Origin of the sequence: Collinsella aerofaciens (assembly GCF_015552075.1) — a bacterium.
GTDB classification, from domain to species: domain Bacteria; phylum Actinomycetota; class Coriobacteriia; order Coriobacteriales; family Coriobacteriaceae; genus Collinsella; species Collinsella aerofaciens_Y.
Genome location: NZ_JADNDZ010000051.1, coordinates 26,514 through 50,685, shown reverse-complemented (window position 1 = coordinate 50,685; position 24,172 = coordinate 26,514). Strand labels below are relative to the sequence as shown.

The window sequence follows — 24,172 nt, the reverse complement described above, 5'->3', positions numbered from 1 at the left end:
GCGAAAGGAGGCCTGCATATGAATTGCTTACCAAGACGAATGCCGGGCTCCTGTTTGCGCCCGTCGGCGTGATCAGGAGACAGCGACTTACTTCTCTCTTTTTATTTACTTTTGTTCGATCAAGGAGATCATCATGAGCCAGTTCATCAACAACCCCGAGCACACCTTTGGTTTCGATACCCTGCAGCTGCACGTTGGCCAGGAGAGTGCCGATCCTGCATCCGACTCCCGTGCCGTGCCTATCTACCAGACCACGAGCTATGTGTTCCGCAATTCCCAGCACGCCGCCGACCGCTTTGGTCTTGCCGACGCCGGCAACATCTACGGCCGTCTGACCAACTCCACCCAGGGCGTCTTCGAGGACCGTATCGCCGCACTCGAGGGTGGCGTGGCAGGTCTTGCCGTCGCCTCCGGTGCCGCTGCCATCACCTATACCCTGCAGGCTCTCGCCCAGGCCGGTGACCACGTGGTCGCCCAGAAGACCATCTACGGCGGTTCCTACAACCTGCTGGAGCATACGCTCTCCCAGTTTGGCGTCGAGACCACGTTTGTCGATGCCCATAACCTGGAAGAGGTTGAGGGTGCCATCAGGGACAACACCACGGTCATCTATCTCGAGACGCTCGGCAACCCCAACTCCGACATCCCCAACATCGACGCCATCTCCGAGATCGCCAAGAAGCACGGTCTGCCGGTTGTCGTCGACAACACCTTCGGCACCCCGTATCTGTTCCGTCCGCTGGAGCATGGTGCCAACATCGTCGTTCACTCCGCAACCAAGTTCATCGGCGGCCACGGCACCTCGCTGGGCGGTGTGATCGTCGACGGCGGTAACTTCGATTGGAAGGCGAGCGGCAAGTATGCGCAGATCGCCGAGCCCAACCCCTCCTACCATGGCGTCTCGTTTGCCGAGGCTGCCGGTCCCGCCGCCTTCGCAACCTATGTCCGCGCTATCTTGCTGCGTGACGAGGGCGCCTGCATCAGCCCGTTCAACGCCTGGATCCTGCTCCAGGGCACCGAGACTCTGTCGCTGCGCGTTGACCGTCATGTCGAGAACACCAAGAAGGTCGTTGAGTTCCTGGCTGGTGACAGCCATGTCGCCAAGGTGAACCACCCGAGCCTGTCTGAGCACCCCGATCACGAGCTCTATCAGAAGTACTTCCCCAACGGCGGTGCCTCGATCTTTACCTTTGAGATTAAGGGTGGCCAGGAGGCCGCCTGGAAGTTCATCGATCATCTGCAGGTGTTCTCGCTGCTCGCCAACGTGGCCGACGTCAAGTCGCTCGTCGTGCACCCGGCTACCACCACGCACTCCCAGCTCTCTGCCGAGGAGCTCGCCGAGCAGAACATCACGCCCTCCACGATCCGTCTTTCCATCGGTACCGAGAACGTCGAGGATATCATTTGGGATCTGAAGCAGGCCTTCGCCGCGCTGGACGAGTAAGGCGACTTGTGCAAGGACCCCTTGCGACTCGATAGGTATAACTGCATAAAATGCCTGCTCAAGGCGCCTGTGCGAACAATGGTTGCACAGGCGCCTTTTTTGCATAGAGCGGGTGCAAAAACAGGGTTTTTGACACGCTTTATGCATTTGAGTTGTGGAAAACTCCTGTTGAGAGGATGTGAGTTTTACGCAATTGACGTGCGCCTTTTGAGTAAAACCGCAGGTCGCGATTTGCTCGGGGTACTATGCAGCGCGATCGAATCACACGCAGCTCAAACGCAGCAAAAACGCACTACGGAGGTTTCCAACTACATGAGGATCGATTCACGAAAACCGAAAGCCGCCGCCCTTTCCGCCGCTCTGACCGTGGCACTTTTGGCGGGCGCCGGTGCAACTGATGCCCACGCCGCAACACTGTCCGATACGGTTGGATCTACGCCGTCCGAGACGACGCTGGTACAGCCCGTTGACTATCGCGGCGATGGTTATGGTTCCATGCAGGAGTGGAACGCCTCGATGGAGGCCAAGCGCGATTCCCTGGAGATGCGCGCTCAGATCATCATGAACATGTACGGTGACTATGCCACCGATGACGAGCGCGCTGTGCTGCAGGGTTGCATCGACGGCGCGGGTAGCCTGTTGACGATGGGGGAGGTCGACGCCAAGTCGACCGAGCTCGATGAGCTGCGCACTGCGCTTGAGGATGCCAAGCGCGAAGCGCTCGAGGCTGCCGCCGAGGCGGAGGCTGCCGAGGCCGTCCAAGCTTCGTACTACAACGCCGGTTACACTCCGTCCTACGCGTCTGCCGCGTCCTACGCGAACGGATCGGGCCTGACGCGCTCTGCGGGTGTCAATAACTACAACGGGCGCCGCGAGACCTATTACAGCAGCAATGTGCTTTATCACTATCGCACGGGCGAATGGACTCAGGATTCTGAGGGCTTCTGGCGCGATTCCGACGGCTATTACGTTGTTGCCGCGGGCGATATGGCCCAGGGCTCGACCTTTACGGGCTCCAAGGGCGATTGCAAGGTCTATGACTCTGGCTGCGCTGCCGGAACCACCGACTACTACACCGGTTGGTAATGAGCCATAAGCCTATAGTCGTATGACGGACGGGGGTCTCTGCGTTGCTTTCGAGCAAACGTAAAGACCCCCGTCTTTTCTGTGCGCTTGAGCTAACAGAGCGTTTACCGTGGCGGTACGCCGCGCATATGGATGCAGGGCACACTAGTTCATGAGAAGTAAGGTCTTTCTCTTGGAGGAAGTGGTCTTGTGAACGCTCGAGATATCGCCGTTGCCGCCATCGCACTGATGCTTGGCTGTCTTGGCCCTACGGCCGCGCTCGTCGCGGGCATACAGGGGTCATGCGGGGCTGCTCCTATCGTGGTCGGTGCGCTGATCGCCGCTGCATTGTTGGGCAGCGCTGGTGTAGTTCTTTGCCGCGATGACGAGGACGAGGCTCCGGAGTCGCAGCTCTAGCTGTTGGGACGCCGACTGCTGGTTATAGATGAAGATGAAAGCCGCCGTAAGGGAGTGCTCCTTGCGGCGGCTTTACTGTTGCGTCTGTTGGTGTGGCGAGTCGGGCGCTACCAGCTTGCCTCGATATCGCGAATACGCTGATAGAGCCATTCGTTCTGCGGCGCCTGGATATCGTGTTTGGCTGCCAGATGGCAGATGGCGCCCGCGAACTCATCGACTTCGGTTTTGCGTCGCGCGACGCGGTCTTGTGCCATCGACGGCATACCGGCGGGATCGAGTCCCTCGATGAGGTGCACCATCTGCGTCAGATCCGCCTCGGTTAGCTCGATGCCTTCGGCGTTGGCGACCGCAAGCGTCTCGCGCATGGCGGAAACAAAGCAGCGACGCTGCTCGGAGCCCTGCTCCGTGGCGCTTCCGTACGTGCCGCCGTAGGCCATGCAGGTCTGGTTGATGCCGTCGTTGAGCATGAGCTTGGCCCACATGCGGTGTGCGATGTCGGCCTCGACGGTGTGGGCGATGCCACAGCGCGTGTAGAGTTCGTCGATGGCGGCGACGGTCGCGGGGTCGGTGCCGGCGGCCGCGCCAAAGCGAATCTCGCCGGTATTGGTAAAAGTGAGCTCGCCGTTGAGGAATACCGCGTCCATGCCCTGGCAGATTCCGAGGACGGTGTGCTCCCAGCCAAAGCGCTCAGCGATTTTTTGCTCGCTGGTGATGCCGTTACACAGCGAGGCAATGAGCGTATTGGGGCCCACGATGCGCTCCATGGTCTTGAGTGCCTGATCGAGACCGGTGGTCTTGACTGTCAGGATGACCAGATCGGCGGGCGTCGCCTCGCTGGCGCGGACGGACGTGAGATCGCAAGGCTTTCCGTTGACGGTGAGCGCATCGCCCGCGTGACGCTCAAAACGGGCGTCATCCATAACGTATTCGACGGCGTCATTGCCGAGGGCCTTGGCAATCATGCTGCCGTAGAGCAGGCCGACGCCGCCCTTGCCGATAAAGGCGACCTTGTTGATCTGCATGTGAATCATCTCCTCACAAAAAGGCGCCCGCGTGCGGGGCGCCTGGTGGATTGTATGCCGCTGGAGCATGTAGCGTGCACCGGAGGCGGAATTTAGAAGAACAAACGCATGGGAACTTATGCCGCGGGGCAGATGGCAAAAACGCGTGCAGGATATCCAACACCATCACGGACCTTAGGGAAGGTGCAGAAGATGACGGCGCCTGTGGCGGGAAGCTCGTCCAGATGGTCCATGACCTCGATCTGATAGCGGTCGACCGAGAGGATGTATTGCTCGCCGGGATAGGGGTAGGCGTCCTCGCGTGTGGTGATGGTCGCCGGATCGGTATCTGCGGACTCGTGTCCGATGGCGCCGATATTGCGTTCCTCTACAAGCCATTTGATAGCATCGAGGTCCCAGCCGGGGTAGTGGGGCTGGCCGTCCTCGTCCTTGTTTTCCAGATCGGCGAGCTTGGACCAGTCGGAGCGGAAGGCGACGAAAGCGTCCTCGGGAATACGACCGTGCTCGTCCTCCCAGGCTTTGAGGTCCTCGATGGTCAGGATAAAGTCGGGATTTGCGGCGCACTCCTCGTGCTTGTCGATCACGCAGAGCGGATGCATAAACTCGATGGGTTCAATCTCTCCAAGGGAACGACCCTCAACATGGAAATGCCGCGGTGCATCGACGTGGGTGCCGTATTGCGAGGCGACCGAATACTGAAAGCAGCGCATGGGCGCGAGCATGTTCCCGGGCGTGTCGGGCAGATAATCGAAGAGCTTGGTGGACTCGAACGGCTTAAAGCCAAACCAGTGCGGGGTGTCGCACGAGAGCGTGTGGGTGAGGTCGACCCAGCGATAATCGGTGGTCTTGAGCTGGGAGGCGAGGTTCCAAAGGTCGAGCGCGGGCATGGCGGGCTCCTTTCATCGGGCTTTTTGCTGATGTTAAAGCGGCGCCGTGACGGCTCGATTTCTACTACGTTACGATACGTTCTCGATTGCGATTCCAATGTGTTTCGATGGCGTGGCCGTTGTGTTTCGCCTCATTAGGGCTTCGATGGGAGGGGAGGGGCCGTGCAATATCGCGTTGACCCCAAAAGCGGCAACCGTATCTCGGCGTTGGGGCTGGGCTGCATGAGGTTTCCCGGTGCGCCGGGACGCCCGGATGCGAAGACAGCCGACGCCATCATCTCCCGTGCGGTGGAGCAGGGGATTAACTACCTGGACACGGCCTATCTCTATCCCGGCAACGAGGCTTGTGTGGGTGCGTCGCTTGAGCGCCTGGGCTTGCGCGACCAGGTTTTGCTCGCAACCAAGCTGCCGCATGCTTCGTGCAAATGCGCGGAGGATTTCGACCGGTTCTTCGACGAGCAACTGCGCCGCCTGCGGACCGACCGTATCGACTATTACCTTATGCACAACATTACCTCGCCCGCCCAGTGGGAACGTGTGGTGGCGTTGGGCATCGAGGACTGGATCGCGCGTCAAAAGGCGGCGGGGCGCATTCGCCAGATTGGTTTTTCGTACCACGGCAGCGCGGCGGATTTCCTGACGATGCTCGATGCATATGAGTGGGACTTTTGCCAGATCCAGTACAATTACGCTGGAGAGCGATATCAGGCGGGAACAGCGGGGCTCATGGCCGCCGCCGAGCGAGGCCTCGCGGTGTTTGTGATGGAGCCACTGCTGGGCGGGCGTTTAGCGGGCAAGCTGCCGCCACGGGCCCGCGCTGTGCTCGATAGTGCCCGTGACACGCATTTGCGCACTCCTGCCGCCTGGGGTCTTTCGTGGGTCTGGAATCATCCTCAGGTGACGATGCTGCTTTCGGGTATGACCGATATCGCGCAGGTGGATGAGAACGCGGTGTTGGCCGATCGGGCCCTGCCGGATTCGATGACTGCCAACCAGCTCGACACGATCGCGCACGTGCTGGATGAGTTTGAAAAATCGAATCGCGTGCCCTGCACGGGATGCGGCTATTGCATGCCGTGCCCTAAAGGAATCAATATCCCTGGATGTTTTGCCGCCTACAACGCAAGCTATGCGCACAGCTGGTTTACGGGTCTATCGCAGTACTTTACGGCGAGCGCGGTGCGCACAAGCGAGGCCAAGCTGGTGAGCAATTGCGTCAAGTGCGGCAAATGCGCGCGCCACTGCCCACAGCATATCGATATCCCCGAGCGTCTCGATGACGTGCGCCGACGTTTCCAGCCTGGCCCCGTGACGGCAGTGCTTAAGGCCTTCGGCAAAACGCGCTCCTCGTGACCCTTTTATAACTTGCGCTGGAATAGTTCCTGCTTGCGGCAGAATAGGGCTTAAACAGGGACTATTCCACCGCAACTGAAGGGGGCTGTCGTGGGCCATCGGGATTCATGGGATGATTCGCGTGAGGTTCGTTGGGGCATTTTGGGCGCTGGGCACATTTCTCATCGATTTGCATCGTCGCTCAAGAAGGTCGACGGGGCACGGCTGGTGGCTGCGGCCGGCCGCACTCCTGCACATGTCGAGGAATTTTGCCGAGCGTTTTCGATTGATGCTGCGCATGGCCATGCCTCGGTCGACGATAACGGCGATGCGGCTTATGACGCGCTGATTGCCGACCCCGATGTCGACGCAATTTACTTGGCTCTTCCGCATGGCATGCATACGCGTTGGGCCTGTCGCGCGCTGTGCGCCGGAAAGGCCGTGCTGTGCGAAAAGCCGGCCGTTTTGAGTGAGGAAGAGGCTCTCTCGATTGCCTCCACCTCTCGCGAGCGCGGCGTGCTGTTTATGGAGGCGATGAAGAATCGGTTTTGCCCGATGCGCACTCGCGTGAAGGACTTGCTTGCGTCGGGTGAGCTTGGCCGTATTGTCTCGATTGAAAGCGTGCAAAAGCTCGATTACGGCGAGTCTCCTTCAGACTATCTGCTTGATCCGTTGCAGGGCGGCTGTCTATATGACATGGGCTGCTATGCAGTCGGTTGGTTTGAGGATTTGCTCGCGGGCGCTTGCGAGGTTTCGTCTCGTGAAGTTCGCTGGCGTGACGTATCGGGCGGCCGCGTCGATTGGGCCGACGAGATCCATATGAGCGTCGACGGTATACCCATTCATATGGTGTGCGACGGCAAAGCAACATATGAAAGCCGCTTAACGATTGCCTGTGAGCGGGGCTCGTTGGAAATCGAGCGGCTCCATCGCCCCGAGCTCGCTCATGTGAAGTATTCCGACGGTCGGATACTCGAAATCGATGCACCATTTGAGGTCGATGATTTTTACGGTGAGGCGTCGCATGCGACGCAGCTCATTCAGGCGGGGAAACTCGAAAGCCCCATCATGTCCCTAGCCGCCACACAGCGCTGTGCGCACATCATCGATGCGATTCGCTTGAAACTTTAGGGCGTGGGGGCATGGCGCCAGCGCTTGGAATGCCTGGAGGCCTTTGCTCCTGATGCCCCTTTTATAACTTGCGGTGGAATACGGTCTGCTTGCGCCAAAATAGGGCACCAATAGACCGTATTTCACCGCAACTGATGAAGAGGGAGCTGGAGATGCTGACGATTGGGTGCCATCTTTCGACGACGAAGGGCTATCGGGCAATGGGGGAGACGGCGTTGTCCATTGGCGCCAATACCTTTGCATTCTTTACGCGCAACCCGCGCGGTGGCAAGGCAAAAGACCTTGACATGGATGACGTGGCGGCTCTGCGCGAGCTTATGGCGCAAAACGACTTTGGACCGCTGGTGGCGCATGCCCCGTATACCTATAACCCCTGCTCCGCTAAGGAGCGGGCGCGCGAGTTTGCCTTGGAGGCTATGGCGGAAGATTTGCAGCGTCTGGAAGCGCTGCCCGGCAACTACTACAACTTCCATCCCGGTGCGCATGTGGGACAGGGCTCCGACGTCGGCATTCAGATGATTGTCGACACGCTGTGCCAGGTGATGTTTGAGGGGCAGCAGACGACGGTATTACTCGAGACCATGGCAGGAAAGGGCACCGAGGTGGGCCGTAGCTTTGAAGAACTGGCGTGCATTATCGAGGGCGTTGCCGCCAAGCGCCCAGAGCTGTCCGAAAAGCTGGGCGTTTGTTTGGACACCTGCCATGTGAGCGATGCCGGCTACGACATCATCCATGAACTGGACGACGTACTCGACGAGTTCGACCGCGTGGTGGGTATCGATCGCTTACATGCCGTACACATCAACGATTCGAAGAACCCTTGTGGCGCCCATAAAGATCGTCACGAGTGCATCGGCAAGGGATACCTTGGCAGCGAGGAATTTGGTGGCGGTATGCAGGTTATGCAGAATATTGTATCGAATGGCCGTTTGCGTTCGCTGCCGTTTATTTTGGAGACTCCGAACGAACTTGCAGGTTATGCAGCTGAAATTAGACTATTAAGGTCATTGCAGCAGTAATGACTGTTACAAAGTGGAGTGTTCCATTCACGTTATGGGTTTGTTTCAATCAGTTTTCTCATTGCAGATTCGTAATTCCGGGTGCATAATAGCCAACAGTTTTTGCAGACCTCTGAATCAAACGAGGTCACCGGAAGGAGACTGATTATGAAGCTGAAGAAGCTTGGCGCATTTGCCGCCACAGGCGCCATGGCGCTCGCCCTCGCACTGACGGGCTGCGGCTCGTCCAACGCCACCTCTGGTTCTGATGCCGGTTCCAGCAGCTCTGACGACGCTAAGGTCGAGAAGGTCGACGGCTCCAAGGAGTACGCGCTCGTCAAGGACGGTACACTGACCGTCGGCACCTCTGCCGAGTACGCTCCGTTTGAGTACAAGGATGACAACGGCGATTATCAGGGCTTTGACCTTGAGCTCATCAAGGCTATCGGCGACAAGCTGGGCCTGGATGTCGAGTATGTCAACAATGACTTTGACACGCTGGTTCCGGGCGTCGCTTCGGGCGCCAAGTATGACGTTTCCATCGCGGCTATCACCGACACGCCCGAGCGTGAGAAGGAAGTCACTTTCTCTGATTCCTATTACATGGACGATCAGGCTATCGTGACCAAGGTCGATAACACCGACATCACGGCCGACAACTACAGCGAGAAGCTCAACAACGCTGACGCTACCATCATCGTCCAGTCTGGCTCGACCGCCGAGGCCTTTGCCCAGGAGAACTTCCCCAAGGCCAAGATCGTCCCCTACAAGGACGCTACCGAGTGCTTCAGCGCCCTGCAGTCCGATAAGGGCGACGCCGTAGTCACCAACCGCTCCGTTGCCAGCCAGCTGACCGCCGAGCAGTTCAACACCTGCCAGACCATCAAGCAGATCAGCACCGGCGAGGAGTACGCCATCGCCATCAACCAGGGCAACACCAAGCTCAAGGACGACATCAACCAGGCCATCAAGGACCTGACTGATGACGGTACCGTTGACGCCCTCATGGCTAAGTACAACATCAAGTAAAATAGCTACTTGATTGCGCGCGGGCCCTTTCCGTTTTGGCGGAGAGGGCCTTTGCGCTTCTCTTGACGGAGAGCTTTTCCGTCTCGTTTTGCCGGCAACTTCTACGATAGGAGCCACCTTGTCTCGACTGAACAAAGGGGCCGCGGAGCAGCGTTTTCCACTGCCCTCGATGCTCCAAAAGCTGGCCTGTGCCCTGGCTGTGGCGCTCGCCCTGGTATGCGCGGGGGCCTGCGTGCCCACGACCGCCCAGGCGCTTGAGACCGCAAAGATTACCGCCCGACCCAACACTGGTTCGGGCAGCGCTGTGGTCGGCGGCACCGAGACGCGCATCACTTGGGAAGTTCAGGCCGATGCCGACGAGGAGCTGAGCGGTCTTTCGCTGACGTTTGTCGACGGCACGACGTTTGGTACCGATGACACGCGATTGACGATGCTCTCGGGCGAGGACCTCATGGATCGTACGCCCATGAAGCCCACGTGCAAGGCTGACGGCCAGACGCTCAAGATTGACTTTGGCGAGACGGCGCCTGCCGGCGGTTTTTTCCGTGTCGAGGTTTACGGTGTGACGTTTCCCGTCGAGGGCGGCGATGAGGCCTTTAGCGGCACCTATACGCTCGCCGACGGTTCGACCAAGAAGATTTCCAAGATTCCTCCCGTCGAGATTAAGGGCGTGACGGCATTCGATAACTTCCTGGCCGACCTTAAGGAGCAGCCGTGGGTCGAGGCCTGGAACTCCAATATGTTTCTGCGCCTGTTCTTAAACCCGGTCATTTTGGTCCAAAGCCTGCCGATCGTCTTTAAGGGCTTCCTCATGTCGCTCTCGATCGTGCTCGTGGCGTTTCCGCTGGCAATCCCCTTTGGCTTTGCCTTGTCGCTCATGCGCATCTCCAAGTCGCGCATCCTGCGTTGCCTTGCCGGCATCTATGTGAATATCATTCGCGGTACGCCGGCGTTCCTGCAGATCTATATCGCGTTCTTCGGTCTGCCGTTGGCCGGCGTCAAGGTGGACGACTATGTCTTGGGCGTCATCGTCATGGCCATGAACTCGTCTGCGTACCTATGCGAGATCTTCCGTGCCGGTATTCAATCGATCCCCAAGGGCCAAAACGAGGCTGCGCGTTCGCTGGGCATGAACGCGTTCCAGACGCTGCTCTATGTCATGATTCCGCAGACGTTCCGTAATGTTTTGCCTACGCTGACCAGCGAGTTTATCTTGCTTTACAAGGATACGTCGCTGCTTGCCGCCGTGGGTGTGGTCGAGATCGTCATGAACGCCCGTACCATCGTGGCCACGACGGGCTCCATTACACCGTACGTGGTTGCCGCCCTGTTCTATCTGGTCATCACCCTGCCGCTCGCTCGCTTGGTGAGCGGTCTTGAGGCGAGGCTTTTGGGCACGGCCGAGACCAAGAAGAAGCGTCCCGCCAAGAGCGCCGGACAGGTTGTCGCGACGCCCGCCGATCACATCGCCGGTCTGTAAGGAGGTCCTATCATGAGCGAAACCAATAACTCGAACGAGGTCGTCGTCAGTATCAAGAACCTCCAGAAGGCCTTTGGCGACAACGTGGTCCTGCGCGATATCGATCTGGATGTGCACAAGGGTGAGGTCGTTGTGGTCTTGGGCCCCTCGGGCTCGGGCAAGTCGACGATGCTTCGCTGCATCAATCGTCTGGAGCATCCCACGAGTGGCTCGATTATCGTTGAGGGCGTGGATGTGTGCGCCAAGGGTGTCGACCTCAACAAAGTGCGTACGCATCTGGGTATGGTGTTCCAGCAGTTCAATTTGTTCCCGCACCTGTCGGTCAAAAAGAACGTCATGCTTGCGCAACAAAAGGTGCTCAAGCGCAGCAAGGAAGAGGCCGAGAAGATCGCCGTCGAGGAGCTGACCAAGGTCGGTCTTGCTGAGCGCATCGATTTTATGCCGAGTCAGCTTTCGGGCGGCCAGCAGCAGCGCGTTGCCATCGCCCGCGCCCTGTCGATGAACCCGCACGTCATGCTCTTTGACGAGGCCACCTCGGCGCTCGACCCTGAGCTCGTGCGCGACGTCCTGGGCGTCATGCGCGACCTGGCGCACGACGGTATGACCATGATCGTCGTGACGCACGAGATGGGCTTTGCCCGCGATGTCGCCGACCGCGTCGTCTTTATGGACGGTGGCGTCATTGTGGAAGAGGGTACGCCGAGCGAGGTCTTCGACCATCCTAAGAGCGAGCGCACCAAGGCGTTCTTGGGCAATATCTCGTAGCCGGTTGATGTAACTGCCGTTACAAAAGAGCGGGGGCTGGACTTGAATCCAGCCCCCGCTCTTTTGTAGGGATGGGGATGTGCTTTGATGCAGGCTCTTTTGGAAGCCCTGGGTTCGTTACGCGAGCTCGGCTCCGAGGGCCTTGCAAGCGGTCTCGCCCTCGTCGTCGGGCGCGTCGTAGCAGATGGTGGAGTCCACGACGTTGACGCCGGCATCGTCGGCGTCGGCCTTCCAGTTGTCCATCCACTCGCCCTCGGCCCATGAATAGGAGCCAAAGAGGACGACCTTCTTGTCGCCGAGAGTCTCCTTGACCTCGTCCCACATCGGCTGGAACTCATCGTACTCGAGTTCCTCGGAGCCCATGGCGGGGCAGCCGAAGGCGATGGCGTCACAGCCTTCGGCCTTGTCTGCGGAGAAGTCGGCGCAGGAGATGACCTCTGCCTCGGCACCCGCGGACGTGGCGCCTTCGGCGACGAGGTTTGCCATGGCCTCGGTGTTGCCCGTGCCGCTCCAGTAGACGACGGCGATCTTGCTCATGTTGAGTCCTTTCAGTTGTGCGGCAGCTTGCCGCGGCTTCTATGTTCTATCGGGTTGCCTGGGCAAGTTGCGCCAAGCTGCAGCCCTGCTGATAGATGTAGGTAAGGTATTGCGTGCATGCACGATAGGAATCGAAGGTCGTGAGCGCCTGTTCGACGTTTGTGTATACCTTCCAGGCGCCAAAGACCTTATAGTTTTCGCCGTGCTGGACGATAAACTGATGGACATCTTCGTAGGGATAGCCCAAAAAATAGCCAATTTCGTGGGGGAACTCGCACATGCACCCCGTATCGCAGTGCCTATTTCGCGCGAGTGCGCAGACACTGCCGTCATAGGCGCTTTCTGCGGCATTGCTGCTTGCCAGCGTGATGCGCGCGGCGAGATGCACCAGGGATGCGGGCAGGTTGTGGACATCGTAACCTTCGGCGACAAGCGCCGTCGTGGCGCGGGGGTCGGAGAGGTATCGCATGAGGTCCGCAGGGCGGTACACATAGATGAGCGCTCCGCAGGGGCGCCAGACCAAAACGCTCATATGGATTCCGAGCGGCTGGAGCTCGCGGTTGCATTGGGCTATGACGGAGAGCAGGCGAGAGCGTCGCTCTTCGATATGGTCGGCGCTGGGTTTTCCGTTTTGGTTGGCGTAAACGCCGGGATAGGTAAAGAGCGAAGCCGGCTTGATACCTGCGAGCGTAGGGGAGCAGTTTCGCACGACAGCCGTTTGGTATGTTGGGATGTCAATGGTTCGAGTCACGATGCTCCTTTCGGGTCCTCAGTTGTTAGCCAAGGAAAACTTATACACGAAAGTAAGCTATGGTCAACAAAAAAGTTTGAAGAGGGAAACTAATTGACCGAACGGACATGATTTTGGGTTAAGATGGGGACACCCCATGGGGGTATCTAGATAAGGCTACTTGAAAGGGGAACGCATGAGCGACTTGCTCAACCCTGCGAATCTCATCGTGTTGGTCGTCATTGCCGTCGGCATGTTTTTTGGACTGCGTCGCATTGCCGCTTCGACACGCGGGAAGAGTTGCTGCAGCGATAGTGCGAGCGGCAAGAAGGCCAAAAAGGTTATTGTGGTGGATACCGATGCGTCACACTATCCCTATAGCGATGAGCTGCTCATCGGCGGCATGAGCTGTGACGGCTGCGCTCAGAACGTGGCCAATGCCCTCAATGCGCTGGATGGCGTGTGGGCAACGGTGACGTATGCGGATCACACGGCACGTGTGCGCTCTAAACAGCCGGTTGATCGTGGTGTCCTCGAGACGGCTGTGAAAGACGCGGGCTACTACGTCATGACGCTGTAAGCGCCGCCCTGGATGCGCTTCCTTGGCTAGGCTCGTCCGCGCAGTTCGATGTCTTGGATGTCGTCGAAGTCGATGGCGATGTCTCGGAGCTTGAGGAGCTTGAAGGCGGGGAGCGCCTCGTCGAGGATGCCGGTGCGGCTGCGATAGCCGTATGTATCGTAATAGGTGACACGGACCAAGTCGCCACGTTTGAGACCCTCGAGCTTTTTAGAAAGCACGAGGGCTTTTTCTTCCGTGAGCTCACGTTTTGGCTCGACGGTGATTTCCTGCTTGCGCACGAGTTCGTAGTATCCCGTGAGGGCGGCAAAGGGCATAAACTGTGCGGCGCGGTTGGCGCGCACGGCACCGTTGGCTGTGAGGTTGGGGTCGGCGGCGCGGCGTCTGCCCTCGGGGTCCGCCAGGCGCTCGAAGGCGGTCGGCGGGCGCACGGGCTGTTGTTTGGGTTTAGGCACGGTGTCCTCCAACTTGGTCGTTGCGTTCGCGCGCGGTAGCGCCGGCGGTAAAGCTTAATCCCTTGACGAGCGCGTTCTTGCCGTACTTGCCTTTCACGGCCAGGACGGCGCGCGCCAGGTCGCGCTCGCGCTCATCGGCCTCGACATCGCTAAACAGATCGATAGTGGCAAATTCCTCGGGCACAAGATTGCCAAAGCCCAGGTTGATGCGCTTGACCGGTCGTTTAGGGTCGACGGTTTGCGCCCAGAGATCATCGAAATAGCCCATGATCTTCTTAAACGAATTGGTGCGCTCGGGTAGCTTTCGCGAGGCGTTGGAGTGCGCAAAGAGCGCGGCATAGCCACCGCGCGGTTTGCCGCCATGCTCTCCTACAAAGATGCCATCGATTGCCTGCGCTTCGCGCACCAGGCGACGCCTTTCGTCATCGCGCTGGACGGGCTTGGGAGCACGGGGCGCGAGCTCGGGGCCGGCGGTTGCGGTGGGTTCGATACTCGACGTGCTCGAGCGCAGGTGCCCGCATCCGTCCACATATTGCGCTGTACCACTGGCGTCGAGGCGGCGTATGTCGGCGCGCTCGCTCGCGTAGCCCACAAAGAGCGAGATGCTGTCGCAGACTACGTGCTTATCGACCAAGTCCAACACGGCGTTGTCGACCATCTCGCGCAAGACGGTGTAGGCCTGCTCATAGGCATAGCCTTTCGATAGCACTTGCCCCGTGGTTGTTGAGGTTGCCTGCGGGCGATAGGCCTGAATATCGGCGATCGTTGTCGGCTCACGCCCGAAGGCGTGGTCGATGAGATACTCGGCATTGACGCCGAGCTCGTCGTAAAGCAGGTTTTCGTCGAGCGCCGCGACGCCCATCAGATCGTAGACGCCGTATTTTTCGAGTCGTGCTGCCACGCCGGGGCCGATGCCCCAGATATCGGTGATGGGACGATGGGGCCAGATTTCCTTGCGAAAGGTCTCATCGTCGAGTATGCCGATGCGGCTGGGTACGTGCTTGGCGGTGATATCGAGTGCAACTTTGGCCTGGAATAGGTTGGGGCCGATGCCGACCGTCGCCGTGATGCCGGTGCGCGCCAGGACCTCGTCGCGCAACATGCAGGCGAAGCCTTCCGCATCGGTGTGATAGAGGTCCAGATAGGGTGTCACGTCGATAAAGCACTCGTCAATTGAGTAGACGTGAACGTCTTGCGGACTGACGTATTCCAGGTAGATACCGTAGATCTGCGCCGACACCTCCATGTAGTGCTGCATGCGCGGTACGGCCTTGATGTAGTCGATGCCGTCGGGAATCTCGAATAGGCGGCAGCGGTTGTGAATACCTAAGTCCTTCATGGCCTGTGTGATGGCGAGGCAGATGGTCGTGCGTCCGCGTGATTCATCGGCAACGACCAGGTTGGTGGTGAGTGGATCGAGCCCGCGGTCCACGCACTCGACGCTGGCATAAAACGTCTTGAGGTCGATGCAGATGTAGGTGTGCTGCTCGTGCGCCATCCGTGTCCCTCCATCAAACACATGTTCTTATCGAATACATGTTCGATAATACCCGCTCGACCGGACACCGTCAAAACCTGTCCCTTTTTGGCAGGTATGGTCGTGCGGCTGCATCGGGTTTTTAACGCAGCCCTAAAGAGCGCGAAACAGCTCGGAAAAGCTCGCTTCGTAGCATGAGCCTAACGATTGATGCCGCCTATACGCACGGAAGGGTTGTGGAAAAGATGGTCAATTATGGGTTTGGTATGCCGACGCGCCTTGTTGCGGATGGAGACGTGGCTCGCTGGTGCGGACGATTGGTCGCTCACTACGGAGGCACCAAGGCGCTGGTGGTGCTGGGCGGTGACAAACATACGCGTGATGAACTTGTCACGGCGGCGCTCGGCTCGCTTGATCGAGCCCTGCTCGAGCGCGTGCTTTTTCGCTGTGGCTCGGTTGAGGGTGACGGGGGAGACGAGCTGATCGACGAAGCCGTGGCCCTGGCGACCGACGAAGGCGTGGACTTTGTCCTGGCGATCGGCGATGCCGATACTGCCGGCTTTGCGCGCGAACTCGCTCGTCGCATGGCCGTGCTCGATGCCGGCGAGGACGGCTTTGTTCCCTACGGTTGCATTGTCTCGGAGGGCAAGGTGCCTGCTGCCGCGGGAGCCGGCGAGGTTCCCGTTTTTGCCATTATCGCTCCCGAACTGCTTGAGGGCATTGGGTCTCCTCTGCGCGAGTTGCTCGGCAGCGTGTGCGCCGCGGCCTAATATCTGCCATAAAGGGACAGGTTTATTTTGGTAGGTAAAGCGTTTGACCTGCCAAAATAAACCTGTCCCTTTTTGGTCGGTCGCCGTTTGGGGGCGGATTGGCAACGCTCGCTGATTACGGTCTTGACCTGCGCTAGAATAGAGGCATCTGATTATCCGGGCGCATGGAGGTATGCGCCCGTATGTTGAGGAGGACTTTATGGCAACTGTTGCCGCACCTATCGACGCTACGTCGACCGCCGCTTGGAAGGCGCTCGAGGCCCATCAGGAGAAGCTCGAGGCCGAGGGTATCGACCTTAAGGCATGGTTCGCTGCCGATGCGGAGCGCGTGAACAAGCTGAGCTTTGATGCCGGTGACCTGCACTTCGACCTGTCCAAGAACCTGGTGACCGATGAGACCGTCAAGCTGCTGTGCGATCTTGCCCGCGAGGTGAAGCTCGAGGAGCGCCGTGACGCCATGTTCTCCGGCGAGCACATCAACACCACCGAGGACCGCGCCGTCCTGCACACCGCACTGCGCCGCCCGGCAACCGAGAAGGGCCAGCTCATCGTCGACGGCCAGGACGTCGTCGCTGACGTGCACGAGGTCCTCGACCGCATGTATGCCTTCGCCGAGCGCGTTCGCTCCGGTGAGTGGAAGGGCGTTACCGGCAAGAAGATCGAGCACCTGGTGTCCATCGGCATCGGCGGCTCCGACCTGGGCCCGGTCATGGCTTACGAGGCTCTGCGTCCCTATGCCGACGCTGGTATCGACTGCCGCTATATCTCCAACATCGACCCCAACGATCAGGCCGAGAAGCTCAAGGGTTTGGATCCCGAGACCACGCTCGTGATCATCGTCTCCAAGACCTTCACCACGCTCGAGACCCTCACCAACGCTCGCGAGGTCAAGACCTGGATGCTCGAGCAGCTCAAGGCTCAGGGCGCCATCGACGGTTCCGATGAGCAGAACGCCGAGGCCGTGGCAAAGCACTTCGTCGCCGTTTCCACCGCACTCGAGAAGGTCGAGGCTTTCGGTATCGACCCGGCCAACGCCTTCGGTTTCTGGAACTGGGTCGGCGGTCGCTATTCCGTTGACTCCGCCGTGGGCTTGTCGCTGATCGTCGTGCTCGGCCCCGAGCGTTTCCAGCAGTTCCTCGAGGGCTTCCATGCCATCGACGAGTACTTCTGCAACACGCCGCTCGAGAACAACGCCGTCGCGCTGATGGGCTTGCTCAACGTCTGGTACGTCAACTTCTTCGGTTCCAAGAGCCATGCCGTGCTGCCGTACTGCCAGTACCTGCACCGTTTCCCGGCCTACCTGCAGCAGCTCACCATGGAGTCGAACGGCAAGCATGTCCGCTGGGACGGCAGCGCCGTGACCTCCGATACCGGTGAGATCTTCTGGGGCGAGCCCGGCACCAACGGTCAGCACGCCTTCTACCAGCTGCTGCACCAGGGCACCGTGGTGGTCCCGGCCGACTTTATCGCTTTCGCCAACACTGCCAACCCCGCAACCGACAGCGGCCAGGATGTCCACGAGCTGTTCCTGGGCAACTTCCTGGCCCAGACCAAGGCGCTCGCCTTTGGCAAGACGGCCGATGAGGTTCGTGCCGAGGGCACGCCCGAGCAGATCGTCCCGGCCCGCTGCTTCGAGGGCAACCGTCCGACGACCTCGATCTTCGGCGACACGCTGACCCCGTTCGCACTCGGCGAGCTCATCGCCCTGTATGAGCACATCACGTTTGTCGAGGGCACGGTCTGGGGCATCGACTCCTATGACCAGTGGGGCGTTGAGCTGGGTAAGCAGCTCGCCAAGCAGATTACCCCTGCCTTCCACGATGACGCCGCCAAGGCCGAGCAGGACGCTTCGACCCAGGCGCTCATCGAGTTCTATCGCGCGCATCGCAAGTAGTCGCTGCTGTTAACGCATCGCGCCTTATAGTCAGGGGCCCGTATCCTATCGGATGCGGGCCCCTTTGCTTTGCCGTGGTCCCGGGGCGCACGGCCTTTGTGGAACATCGCCGGGGCGCCGCGCGCTGCGAGAACCCTGCGCCTAGATCTCGGCCTCCGCATGGCCTCGCTGCGCCTCGGGCAGCTCCCCGTAGAGCGGATGGTCTTCGAGCCTAAAGCGCTCGACCTGTTCGGGAGTGCGACCGCGTACAAAGAGCCACGAGCGATCGATCGGCGTCGCCATGAGCGTGCTGGGCAGCGCGTCGGCGCGGTCGGAAAACACCCGGGCACTCTCGGGATCCTGGAACGCCAGCACCAGATGCGTGTCGCAGTTGCCCATGATGGAGCGTGCGCGTGCCTCGCCATAGAGCGCATCGAGCTGGTTGGTCGACTGCAGCAGCAGCGTTGCCCAGATGTTGCGGCTTCGGATAATCGAGAGCACGTTGTCGATCTGGGAGATCTGCAGATTTGCGAAGTCATCGAGCATAAAGCGCACGGGCACGGGCAGGCTGCCGTCGGGCTGCCTATCGGCCTCACGAATGAGGCCCATAAACGCCTGCGAAATAAAGAGGCCGGTCAGCGGATCGAGATTGCGGTCAATATCGCTTACGGTTACAAACAGGGCGCAGGGGGCGTGTCCCATGGAAGCGAAGTCTACCTGATGGCACTCACGATAGAGCTGTGCCGCACCGTCGAATCCCAGACACATGACCTTTTCGGCAAGGATGCCGACGATGCTCGCGTGCATGCGCTCGGCATTTTGCGTAATGGCGTAGCGCCGCCATAGCGAGAGGGCATAGCTTTGGGGGCCGGTCGTGATCAGGTCTTCAAACAATCGACCCGTGGCACCGTCCTGCAGGTGCTCGATCAGCTTGATGACCGAGCTGATCGTCTGCTCGTCGGCGGGTAGCTGTTCGGTGACGTAGGCGATAAGACACGACAGCAGGTTTGCCGCCGCATGATCCCAAAAAGGCTGGTTGTTGTCCTCGATGGGGCAGATGGCCTTTGCCACCGAGAGGATGTCCTGCTGGTTGGGCCTGCCGTCCGCCTTGCGGCGAATGTGCCTCAGGGGGTTGTAGCCGCAGCGCTCGATGCCGGGCGCAAGGGCCGGGACGGTGTTGAGGTCGGCGAAGTTGAGACATTGCACGCGGTAACCGTGGGCTGCCAGCACGGGTCCCACTTCGCGACAGAGCGTGCCTTTGGTGTCGAGCACGATGTAGCTTGCGTTCATTTGCAGCAGGTTGGGCTTGAGGACGTTTCGGGTCTTGCCAGCTCCCGAGGGGCCGATCACAAGTGCATTGTTGTTGAGTCCCGTTTGGCGGGTGTCGCAGGAAAGCGTTCGATCTTTGGCGAGGATGGTGGACGATGCGGACTCAGATGCGGCGAGACGGCTGGCGAGGTTAGACATGGGCGACCTCCTTGGTGGTCGAGAGGATTTCGTGGGCAAAGCCGAGCTCGACGGCGCGCTCGGCCGAAAGGTAGGTGTCTTTTGCAGTGAGGGACTGGATGCGCTTGGGCGTGAGGCCGCTGCGGTCCGAGAGGATTTGCGTGAGGGTCTTGCGGGTCTGCATGAGACGCCGGCTGGTTTCCTGCAACGCAAGTGCCGAGCCGCCTGCCCCCTGGGGGATCAGCGGGTCGTGAATCATGAGCTCTGCATGGGGCGCCATACGGCGATCGTCGCCGCCCATAAAGATCACGGCGCCCATGGACGCGGCGAATTCCAGGCAGACGGTGCGGATGGGGCACGATGCGAGGCGCATGGCGTCATAGATCGCAAGACCCGATCGCACGCTTCCGCCGGCGCTGGCGACAAATATGGTGATGGGGCGGCTGGGGTCGGTGGCATCGAGCAGGCGGATTTGCTGGCATAGGTCGTGGGCCATCGGGGTTTCGATGTTTCCCATGACGGAGAGCTCGCGACGGGCGAGCATCTCATCATAAATGCTGGTGAGCGTGATACCTCGGGCGGATTCACGCATGGTGAGGGGGCTGATGATGGGGGAATGATTGGTGTCCATGAGGACTCCTTTCTGTTGGTTGTGTTGTGGAATAGGATTGTTGCCCGCGGAGGGGCTGGCGGGCTACAGGGTTCGTCCGAGCCTGAGATCGAGCTCGGTTGTGGGGCAGGCTGCCTGTTCGTGCAGCTCGCAAGCGCCAAGGGCTCCAAAGCGATGGAGCGTTGCGACGGGCGTGGTGTAGGCGAGCCGCAGCTGATGCTCGACAGGGGCACATCCGTCATTTTTGTAATGAGCCGCGTAGTACTGCGCGATGCTGGCGTTCATCTCGCTGCCATTGCGATGGCGCTCAAACTGGCGTCTGCAGGTCTCGATGATCTTTGCTACCGACTTGGGTGCCGTCGCGGGAACAAGGGCGAGATAGCCCTCAAATAGCTCGTTGATGCTCAGGAGGCACAGCAGGTCGATCAGCGTCCTTATGGCTGCTCCCTCGGCGGAAAAGTGCGCGGTCATGCGGTTATATCGGTTGCGGTCGACGATGGCCGCATGGGGTCTTGGAGTTTTCTGCCCCGTGGTCCCGGGCTTTTGCCGCGCCTGTGTATTGAGCTCGACGTTGCAGCGCTTGAGGCCGTCCAACGGAAGGAACAGTGCGGTGCGCAGGGTGTTCCGCTTACTTTCGAGTTCATGACGCTCGTCGGGTTCCCATTCGAGCTTGAGTTTCGTGTCGAGCGCCGTAAGCATATGGGCTAGGCAGCCTACGGTAAGAACGTACGAATCGTTGTCGCGTTTTGGGGCATAGGGGTCTGTCAGCTTGCGAATGTCGGGGTCGCCCATGATCTTTGTGCAGCGCTTCAGCAGTTGAGGGTGGTCGGCCAAGATCGTCGCGAGCGGTAGCGACGCGTAGTTCTTTATGGTCGCGGCGGCAAAGGCGGCGTCATATTCGTTTGCATATGCTCGCTCAATGCGGGCATCCAGAATGCTTTTCTTATCGCCGTCTTCAGCGTGGTGGTTTGTCATAGCTTCTCCAATCGGTTGATGTTCGTGCTGTTTGTTGATGTGTTGGTTGTCGTGAGTGATGTGCTTGCCGTGGGTGATGTGCTGACGTTGGGGTGCTATGCGGTTTTCAATGAGCCCGTGAGGCAGTTGCTGCAGGGGCGGGATGGAACGGCCCATGCAAGGCGGAAGGCATCGTGCTCAAAATCGAGACAGCAATGCCCTGGGTGCCTCACATGTGGCAGTTACCTCATTAAGTTGTCATTGCGTTTGGGGTTGTACTTTGCCGATCTTCTTCTCTTACACGCTGAAAACTGAAACTGAATATGCTCAATCAAACGATGACCACCGGAGCGGTCCTCTTTAAGGTACGTTCGTTTTGCTGATTTGGCAAGAACTAATTTTGAAATTATTTTCTACGGGATGAAATGAGGTCGGTGGGGCGGCCACGTTTAGCGTCGTCAGCTTGGTATGTGGTGGCTCGGCGTAGGGGGCGGAGCGATTGCGCCCCACGGTTACACGCTGTTCATGTTCGAGACAATATGACTTTTTGCCCGTTGTAAACGGAGTCGCGATGGGTGTTCTGTATGATGGCTCAGACAAGGTTGTTCAATGACAGGGAGGCATATATGGCAATCAAAGCCATCGCAATGGATATCGACGGCACGCTCACCAACGACCAGAAGGTGATTAGCCCTCGTACGCGCGAGAAGCTGCTTGCGGCGCAGGAGTCGGGCATTAAGCTCATTTTGGCTTCGGGCCGTCCCGCATGGGGACTACATGCTCTGGCGCAGGAGCTCGATCTTCAAAACCATGACGGTCTGCTAGTTGCCTTTAATGGCGCGCATGTGGTCGACGCTCAGACCGATGAGGTCCTTTTTGACCAGGCCATGCCGGCTGACGAGCTGCACCGTCTGATTGATCACCTGCGTAATTTTGACGTGATCCCCATGATCTCGCTCGGTCGGGACCTGCATGTCGAGGATTCGTACCATTGCATGATCACGCTGCCTGACGGCTCGCAGAAGAATATCGTCAAGTATGAGCGCGACGCGTGCGATCTTAAGATTCGCGAGGTGGAGAGTCTGCATGAGGTCGTGGACGCTTATCCCGTAGACAAGCTGCTGACGGCAGGCGACCCGGCCTATCTGCAAGCGCATCACGAGGAGATGCATGCGCCCTTTACCCAGACACTTTCGGGCATGTTTACGGCCGACTGGTACTTTGAGTACACGGCGCCCGGTATCGACAAAGCCCGTGCGCTTGAGGGTGCTCTGCCCAAGCTCGGCATCGATGCCAGCGAGGTCGTCTCGTTTGGCGACGGCCAGAACGACAAGTCCATGATTGAGTGGGCCGGCACCGGTGTTGCCATGGGCAACGCCGTCGATGAGGTTAAGGCTGTGGCCCAGATGGTGACCGCCAATAACAACGAAGACGGTATTGCGGTGGCGTTGGATAAGCTGCTGGGCTAGAATCGCCGATAATGCATGGTTCGGGCGCCTGCTTACAGGCGCCCTTTTGTTAGGGAGGGTGCCGTGTCCGCATTTCCGTTCGACGCCGTTATCTTTGACATGGACGGCGTCATTGTCGATACCGAGTATTACTACCTGGGCGAGACTGCCGCGTTTGCCAAGGAGCTTGGGCTTAACCTGACTCAAGAGGAGTTGAATGGGCAGGTCGGTACCTCGCATCAGTTCTTCCTGCATATGCTGGTCGATTGGTTTGAGCGCGCCGGTAAGGGGCATTTCACTGGCGAGGAAGCGTTGGCCCGTTGGGATGAGTGGGCGCGTGAGCGTCCGCGCGACTATCAGGCTTTGATTAACCCAGGCGCCGTGGATACGATTCGAGAGCTGCCGCGCCGCGGCGTTCGCGTGGCGCTTGCCAGCTCGTCTCCCATGGATAGCATCGAGGAAGTGCTCAACGCGTGCGGGCTGTCGGATGCCTTTGAGTATGTGGTGAGCGGCGAGCAGTTTAAGGAGAGCAAGCCCGAACCCGACATCTACCTGCATGCGCTGGACCTGCTGGGGCTGCCCGCGAATCGCTGCTGCTGCGTTGAGGATTCGGTGCCTGGCATCACTGCCGGCAAGCGAGCCGGCCTGACGGTCATTGCCAAGCGCGAAGAGCGCTTTGGCTTTAGCCAGGATGCCGCGGACAAGATTATCGACCAGCTGCCGGAGCTGCTCACGCTTTCTTAGGAGCGCGGTAGTTGCGCGTTTTTCGGGTCAGATGAGTAAATACCCGACATTTTGGTGCGGCAGCAAGCATACTTTATGCTAATGCGGGCTTAAGGGCTTGTTGAATGCCCTTAAAGCCCGCTTTAGACTGAATTGTGCTGGGAGAGGGTATATGCCATCGACTGAAGGGCTAACTGACGGTAAAGCAGCGATACCGCTGTACCAACAAGTCATTGATATCATTAAAAACGAAATCAACTCCGGTGCCTACAAGGCGGGCGCGCGGATACCCAACGAATTCGAATTGGCTGAGAACTATAAAGTTGGCCGCGTTACCGTGCGACGCGCTATTGAGGAGCTCGTCCAGCAGGGCTATCTAACGAAGCGACAGAGGAAAGGCACGTTTGTCAATGCCCCCAAGCTTAAGCGCAAGATTCGCCAGAAGGATGACGTTCAGAGTTTTTCGGACGCATGCCGCGTTAACGGAATGGAACCGGGGGCGCGCGTCATTTCGAGAAAGATACTGCCGGCGGATTCCACCGAAGCGCAGTTCTTTGGTGTTCCCGTTGGAACTGATTTGATTTGCGTTGAGCGTGTGCGTACTGCCGATGGAGTCCCCGTCATGCTCGAGAACAACATATATGTTTACGAGGACAACGCTTATCTATCAACGGCACCTCTATCTAACCAATCCATTTTTGAGTTCGTGCGCAACCGGACGGGCCGTACGCCCGCGTTTACCGACCCCTGCACGCTCGAGATCGCGTGCGCGTCGCCCGAGGTCGCTCGGCTGTTGGCGGTTCCCGTTGGCGAACCCTTGTTTTACATGGATGCCTTCTTTTTCGATGAGCAGCGGAGGCCGTTTATCATTGGTCGTCAGCGGATCGTTGGATCTCGTTACATTTTTGACATTTAGGACATTGCGAATGGAAACGCCCGGTGGATCATCTCACCGGGCGTTTCCATACCGTTCACGGCGCGAACGCAACCGTTCAACCGCGT

General features: G+C 59.1%; 24 protein-coding genes. 15 read left to right on the top strand and 9 right to left on the bottom strand.

Going from position 1 to position 24,172, the window contains the following annotated elements; all coding sequences use genetic code 11:
- The first annotated feature begins 133 nt into the window (after nt 1-133).
- From I2D41_RS03225 to I2D41_RS03215, 3 genes are all read left to right on the top strand, one after another.
- A complete protein-coding gene (locus tag I2D41_RS03225; protein ID WP_195363525.1) occupies nt 134-1,444 on the top strand; it encodes an O-acetylhomoserine aminocarboxypropyltransferase/cysteine synthase family protein in 1,311 nt (436 codons plus the stop codon).
- 312 nt (nt 1,445-1,756) lie between these two features.
- On the top strand, nt 1,757-2,530 hold the full coding sequence (locus tag I2D41_RS03220; protein ID WP_195363524.1) for a hypothetical protein: 774 nt from the start codon (nt 1,757-1,759) through the stop codon (nt 2,528-2,530).
- Between the two features lie 189 nt (nt 2,531-2,719).
- Nucleotides 2,720-2,926 (top strand): hypothetical protein, encoded by a 207-nt coding sequence (locus I2D41_RS03215; RefSeq protein ID WP_195363523.1) that lies wholly within the window; start codon nt 2,720-2,722, stop codon nt 2,924-2,926.
- Between the two features lie 107 nt (nt 2,927-3,033).
- Here the strand turns inward: I2D41_RS03215 and I2D41_RS03210 are convergent, their stop codons facing one another.
- Together I2D41_RS03210 and I2D41_RS03205 are read right to left on the bottom strand one after the other, a co-directional pair.
- Nucleotides 3,034-3,948, bottom strand: a complete 915-nt coding sequence (locus I2D41_RS03210; protein WP_229042077.1) for a ketopantoate reductase family protein — start codon at nt 3,946-3,948, stop codon at nt 3,034-3,036.
- A 116-nt stretch (nt 3,949-4,064) separates the two neighbouring features.
- The gene (locus tag I2D41_RS03205) at nt 4,065-4,835 is read right to left on the bottom strand and encodes a cyclase family protein (RefSeq protein WP_195363521.1); all 771 of its coding nucleotides are present in this window, start codon (nt 4,833-4,835) and stop codon (nt 4,065-4,067) included.
- Nucleotides 4,836-4,997: 162 nt separating this feature from the next.
- On the opposite strand from I2D41_RS03205, the gene I2D41_RS03200 reads away from it, so the two are divergent.
- From I2D41_RS03200 to I2D41_RS03175, 6 genes are all read left to right on the top strand, one after another.
- A complete protein-coding gene (locus I2D41_RS03200; protein WP_195363520.1) occupies nt 4,998-6,188 on the top strand; it encodes an aldo/keto reductase in 1,191 nt (396 codons plus the stop codon).
- Nucleotides 6,189-6,278: 90 nt separating this feature from the next.
- Entirely contained in the window at nt 6,279-7,298 is a 1,020-nt protein-coding gene (locus I2D41_RS03195; protein WP_195363519.1) for a Gfo/Idh/MocA family protein, read from the top strand.
- Nucleotides 7,299-7,450: 152 nt separating this feature from the next.
- Entirely contained in the window at nt 7,451-8,317 is an 867-nt protein-coding gene (locus I2D41_RS03190) for a deoxyribonuclease IV (protein ID WP_195363518.1), read from the top strand.
- Between the two features lie 147 nt (nt 8,318-8,464).
- Nucleotides 8,465-9,325: an ABC transporter substrate-binding protein gene (locus tag I2D41_RS03185; RefSeq protein WP_099431468.1), complete on the top strand. Its 861-nt coding sequence runs from the start codon at nt 8,465-8,467 to the stop codon at nt 9,323-9,325.
- 118 nt (nt 9,326-9,443) lie between these two features.
- A complete protein-coding gene (locus tag I2D41_RS03180) occupies nt 9,444-10,805 on the top strand; it encodes an ABC transporter permease subunit (protein ID WP_229042076.1) in 1,362 nt (453 codons plus the stop codon).
- A 12-nt stretch (nt 10,806-10,817) separates the two neighbouring features.
- On the top strand, nt 10,818-11,570 hold the full coding sequence (locus I2D41_RS03175; RefSeq protein WP_117770154.1) for an amino acid ABC transporter ATP-binding protein: 753 nt from the start codon (nt 10,818-10,820) through the stop codon (nt 11,568-11,570).
- A gap of 117 nt (nt 11,571-11,687) precedes the next feature.
- On the opposite strand, the gene I2D41_RS03170 is transcribed toward I2D41_RS03175, so the two are convergent.
- Both I2D41_RS03170 and I2D41_RS03165 read right to left on the bottom strand, forming a co-directional pair.
- The gene (locus I2D41_RS03170; protein WP_195363517.1) at nt 11,688-12,107 is read right to left on the bottom strand and encodes a flavodoxin; all 420 of its coding nucleotides are present in this window, start codon (nt 12,105-12,107) and stop codon (nt 11,688-11,690) included.
- A gap of 46 nt (nt 12,108-12,153) precedes the next feature.
- Nucleotides 12,154-12,858 carry a DUF3793 family protein gene (locus I2D41_RS03165; RefSeq protein WP_195363516.1) on the bottom strand — a complete coding sequence of 235 codons (705 nt, stop codon included), beginning with the start codon at nt 12,856-12,858 and terminating at the stop codon, nt 12,154-12,156.
- 175 nt (nt 12,859-13,033) lie between these two features.
- On the opposite strand from I2D41_RS03165, the gene I2D41_RS03160 reads away from it, so the two are divergent.
- A complete protein-coding gene (locus I2D41_RS03160; RefSeq protein WP_195363515.1) occupies nt 13,034-13,417 on the top strand; it encodes a heavy-metal-associated domain-containing protein in 384 nt (127 codons plus the stop codon).
- A 26-nt stretch (nt 13,418-13,443) separates the two neighbouring features.
- On the opposite strand, the gene I2D41_RS03155 is transcribed toward I2D41_RS03160, so the two are convergent.
- Entirely contained in the window at nt 13,444-13,869 is a 426-nt protein-coding gene (locus I2D41_RS03155; RefSeq protein ID WP_233540402.1) for a hypothetical protein, read from the bottom strand.
- Nucleotides 13,862-15,367, bottom strand: coding sequence for a Y-family DNA polymerase (locus tag I2D41_RS03150; protein WP_195363514.1), 1,506 nt, complete (start codon nt 15,365-15,367; stop codon nt 13,862-13,864). Before I2D41_RS03150 ends, I2D41_RS03155 begins: the two co-directional genes overlap by 8 nt.
- A 224-nt stretch (nt 15,368-15,591) precedes the next feature.
- Between I2D41_RS03150 and I2D41_RS03145 the strand changes: the two genes are divergently transcribed.
- The gene (locus tag I2D41_RS03145) at nt 15,592-16,116 is read left to right on the top strand and encodes an iron-containing alcohol dehydrogenase (protein ID WP_229042079.1); all 525 of its coding nucleotides are present in this window, start codon (nt 15,592-15,594) and stop codon (nt 16,114-16,116) included.
- 199 nt (nt 16,117-16,315) lie between these two features.
- On the top strand, nt 16,316-18,010 hold the full coding sequence (gene pgi, locus I2D41_RS03140) for a glucose-6-phosphate isomerase (protein ID WP_089573015.1): 1,695 nt from the start codon (nt 16,316-16,318) through the stop codon (nt 18,008-18,010).
- 141 nt (nt 18,011-18,151) lie between these two features.
- Here pgi and I2D41_RS03135 read toward each other — a convergent pair whose 3' ends face one another.
- The 3 genes from I2D41_RS03135 to I2D41_RS03125 all read right to left on the bottom strand — a co-directional run bounded on the left by I2D41_RS03135 (nt 18,152) and on the right by I2D41_RS03125 (nt 21,020).
- Nucleotides 18,152-19,456 (bottom strand): type IV secretory system conjugative DNA transfer family protein, encoded by a 1,305-nt coding sequence (locus tag I2D41_RS03135; RefSeq protein ID WP_195363512.1) that lies wholly within the window; start codon nt 19,454-19,456, stop codon nt 18,152-18,154.
- Nucleotides 19,449-20,066 carry an ATP-dependent Clp protease proteolytic subunit gene (locus I2D41_RS03130; protein ID WP_022094432.1) on the bottom strand — a complete coding sequence of 206 codons (618 nt, stop codon included), beginning with the start codon at nt 20,064-20,066 and terminating at the stop codon, nt 19,449-19,451. Before I2D41_RS03130 ends, I2D41_RS03135 begins: the two co-directional genes overlap by 8 nt.
- Before the next feature lie 63 nt (nt 20,067-20,129).
- A complete protein-coding gene (locus I2D41_RS03125; RefSeq protein WP_195363511.1) occupies nt 20,130-21,020 on the bottom strand; it encodes a hypothetical protein in 891 nt (296 codons plus the stop codon).
- Nucleotides 21,021-21,625: 605 nt separating this feature from the next.
- Here I2D41_RS03125 and I2D41_RS03120 point away from each other — a divergent pair.
- From I2D41_RS03120 to I2D41_RS03110, 3 genes are all read left to right on the top strand, one after another.
- Nucleotides 21,626-22,468 carry a Cof-type HAD-IIB family hydrolase gene (locus I2D41_RS03120; protein ID WP_195363510.1) on the top strand — a complete coding sequence of 281 codons (843 nt, stop codon included), beginning with the start codon at nt 21,626-21,628 and terminating at the stop codon, nt 22,466-22,468.
- A 63-nt stretch (nt 22,469-22,531) separates the two neighbouring features.
- A complete protein-coding gene (locus tag I2D41_RS03115) occupies nt 22,532-23,191 on the top strand; it encodes an HAD family hydrolase (protein ID WP_324249159.1) in 660 nt (219 codons plus the stop codon).
- 100 nt (nt 23,192-23,291) lie between these two features.
- Nucleotides 23,292-24,086 carry a GntR family transcriptional regulator gene (locus I2D41_RS03110; protein ID WP_229042075.1) on the top strand — a complete coding sequence of 265 codons (795 nt, stop codon included), beginning with the start codon at nt 23,292-23,294 and terminating at the stop codon, nt 24,084-24,086.
- The last annotated feature ends 86 nt before the right edge of the window (nt 24,087-24,172 follow it).

What these genes read in the sequence shown, in the direction of transcription:
- I2D41_RS03225 (WP_195363525.1), top strand. Translation starts at nt 134, where the DNA reads ATGAGCCAGTTCATCAACAACCCCGAGCACACCTTTGGTTTCGATACC.
- I2D41_RS03220 (WP_195363524.1), top strand. Translation starts at nt 1,757, where the DNA reads ATGAGGATCGATTCACGAAAACCGAAAGCCGCCGCCCTTTCCGCCGCT.
- I2D41_RS03210 (WP_229042077.1), bottom strand. Translation starts at nt 3,948, where the DNA reads ATGCAGATCAACAAGGTCGCCTTTATCGGCAAGGGCGGCGTCGGCCTG.
- I2D41_RS03205 (WP_195363521.1), bottom strand. Translation starts at nt 4,835, where the DNA reads ATGCCCGCGCTCGACCTTTGGAACCTCGCCTCCCAGCTCAAGACCACC.
- I2D41_RS03190 (WP_195363518.1), top strand. Translation starts at nt 7,451, where the DNA reads ATGCTGACGATTGGGTGCCATCTTTCGACGACGAAGGGCTATCGGGCA.
- I2D41_RS03185 (WP_099431468.1), top strand. Translation starts at nt 8,465, where the DNA reads ATGAAGCTGAAGAAGCTTGGCGCATTTGCCGCCACAGGCGCCATGGCG.
- I2D41_RS03175 (WP_117770154.1), top strand. Translation starts at nt 10,818, where the DNA reads ATGAGCGAAACCAATAACTCGAACGAGGTCGTCGTCAGTATCAAGAAC.
- I2D41_RS03170 (WP_195363517.1), bottom strand. Translation starts at nt 12,107, where the DNA reads ATGAGCAAGATCGCCGTCGTCTACTGGAGCGGCACGGGCAACACCGAG.
- I2D41_RS03160 (WP_195363515.1), top strand. Translation starts at nt 13,034, where the DNA reads ATGAGCGACTTGCTCAACCCTGCGAATCTCATCGTGTTGGTCGTCATT.
- I2D41_RS03150 (WP_195363514.1), bottom strand. Translation starts at nt 15,367, where the DNA reads ATGGCGCACGAGCAGCACACCTACATCTGCATCGACCTCAAGACGTTT.
- I2D41_RS03145 (WP_229042079.1), top strand. Translation starts at nt 15,592, where the DNA reads ATGGTCAATTATGGGTTTGGTATGCCGACGCGCCTTGTTGCGGATGGA.
- pgi (WP_089573015.1), top strand. Translation starts at nt 16,316, where the DNA reads ATGGCAACTGTTGCCGCACCTATCGACGCTACGTCGACCGCCGCTTGG.
- I2D41_RS03135 (WP_195363512.1), bottom strand. Translation starts at nt 19,456, where the DNA reads ATGTCTAACCTCGCCAGCCGTCTCGCCGCATCTGAGTCCGCATCGTCC.
- I2D41_RS03130 (WP_022094432.1), bottom strand. Translation starts at nt 20,066, where the DNA reads ATGGACACCAATCATTCCCCCATCATCAGCCCCCTCACCATGCGTGAA.
- I2D41_RS03125 (WP_195363511.1), bottom strand. Translation starts at nt 21,020, where the DNA reads ATGACAAACCACCACGCTGAAGACGGCGATAAGAAAAGCATTCTGGAT.
- I2D41_RS03120 (WP_195363510.1), top strand. Translation starts at nt 21,626, where the DNA reads ATGGCAATCAAAGCCATCGCAATGGATATCGACGGCACGCTCACCAAC.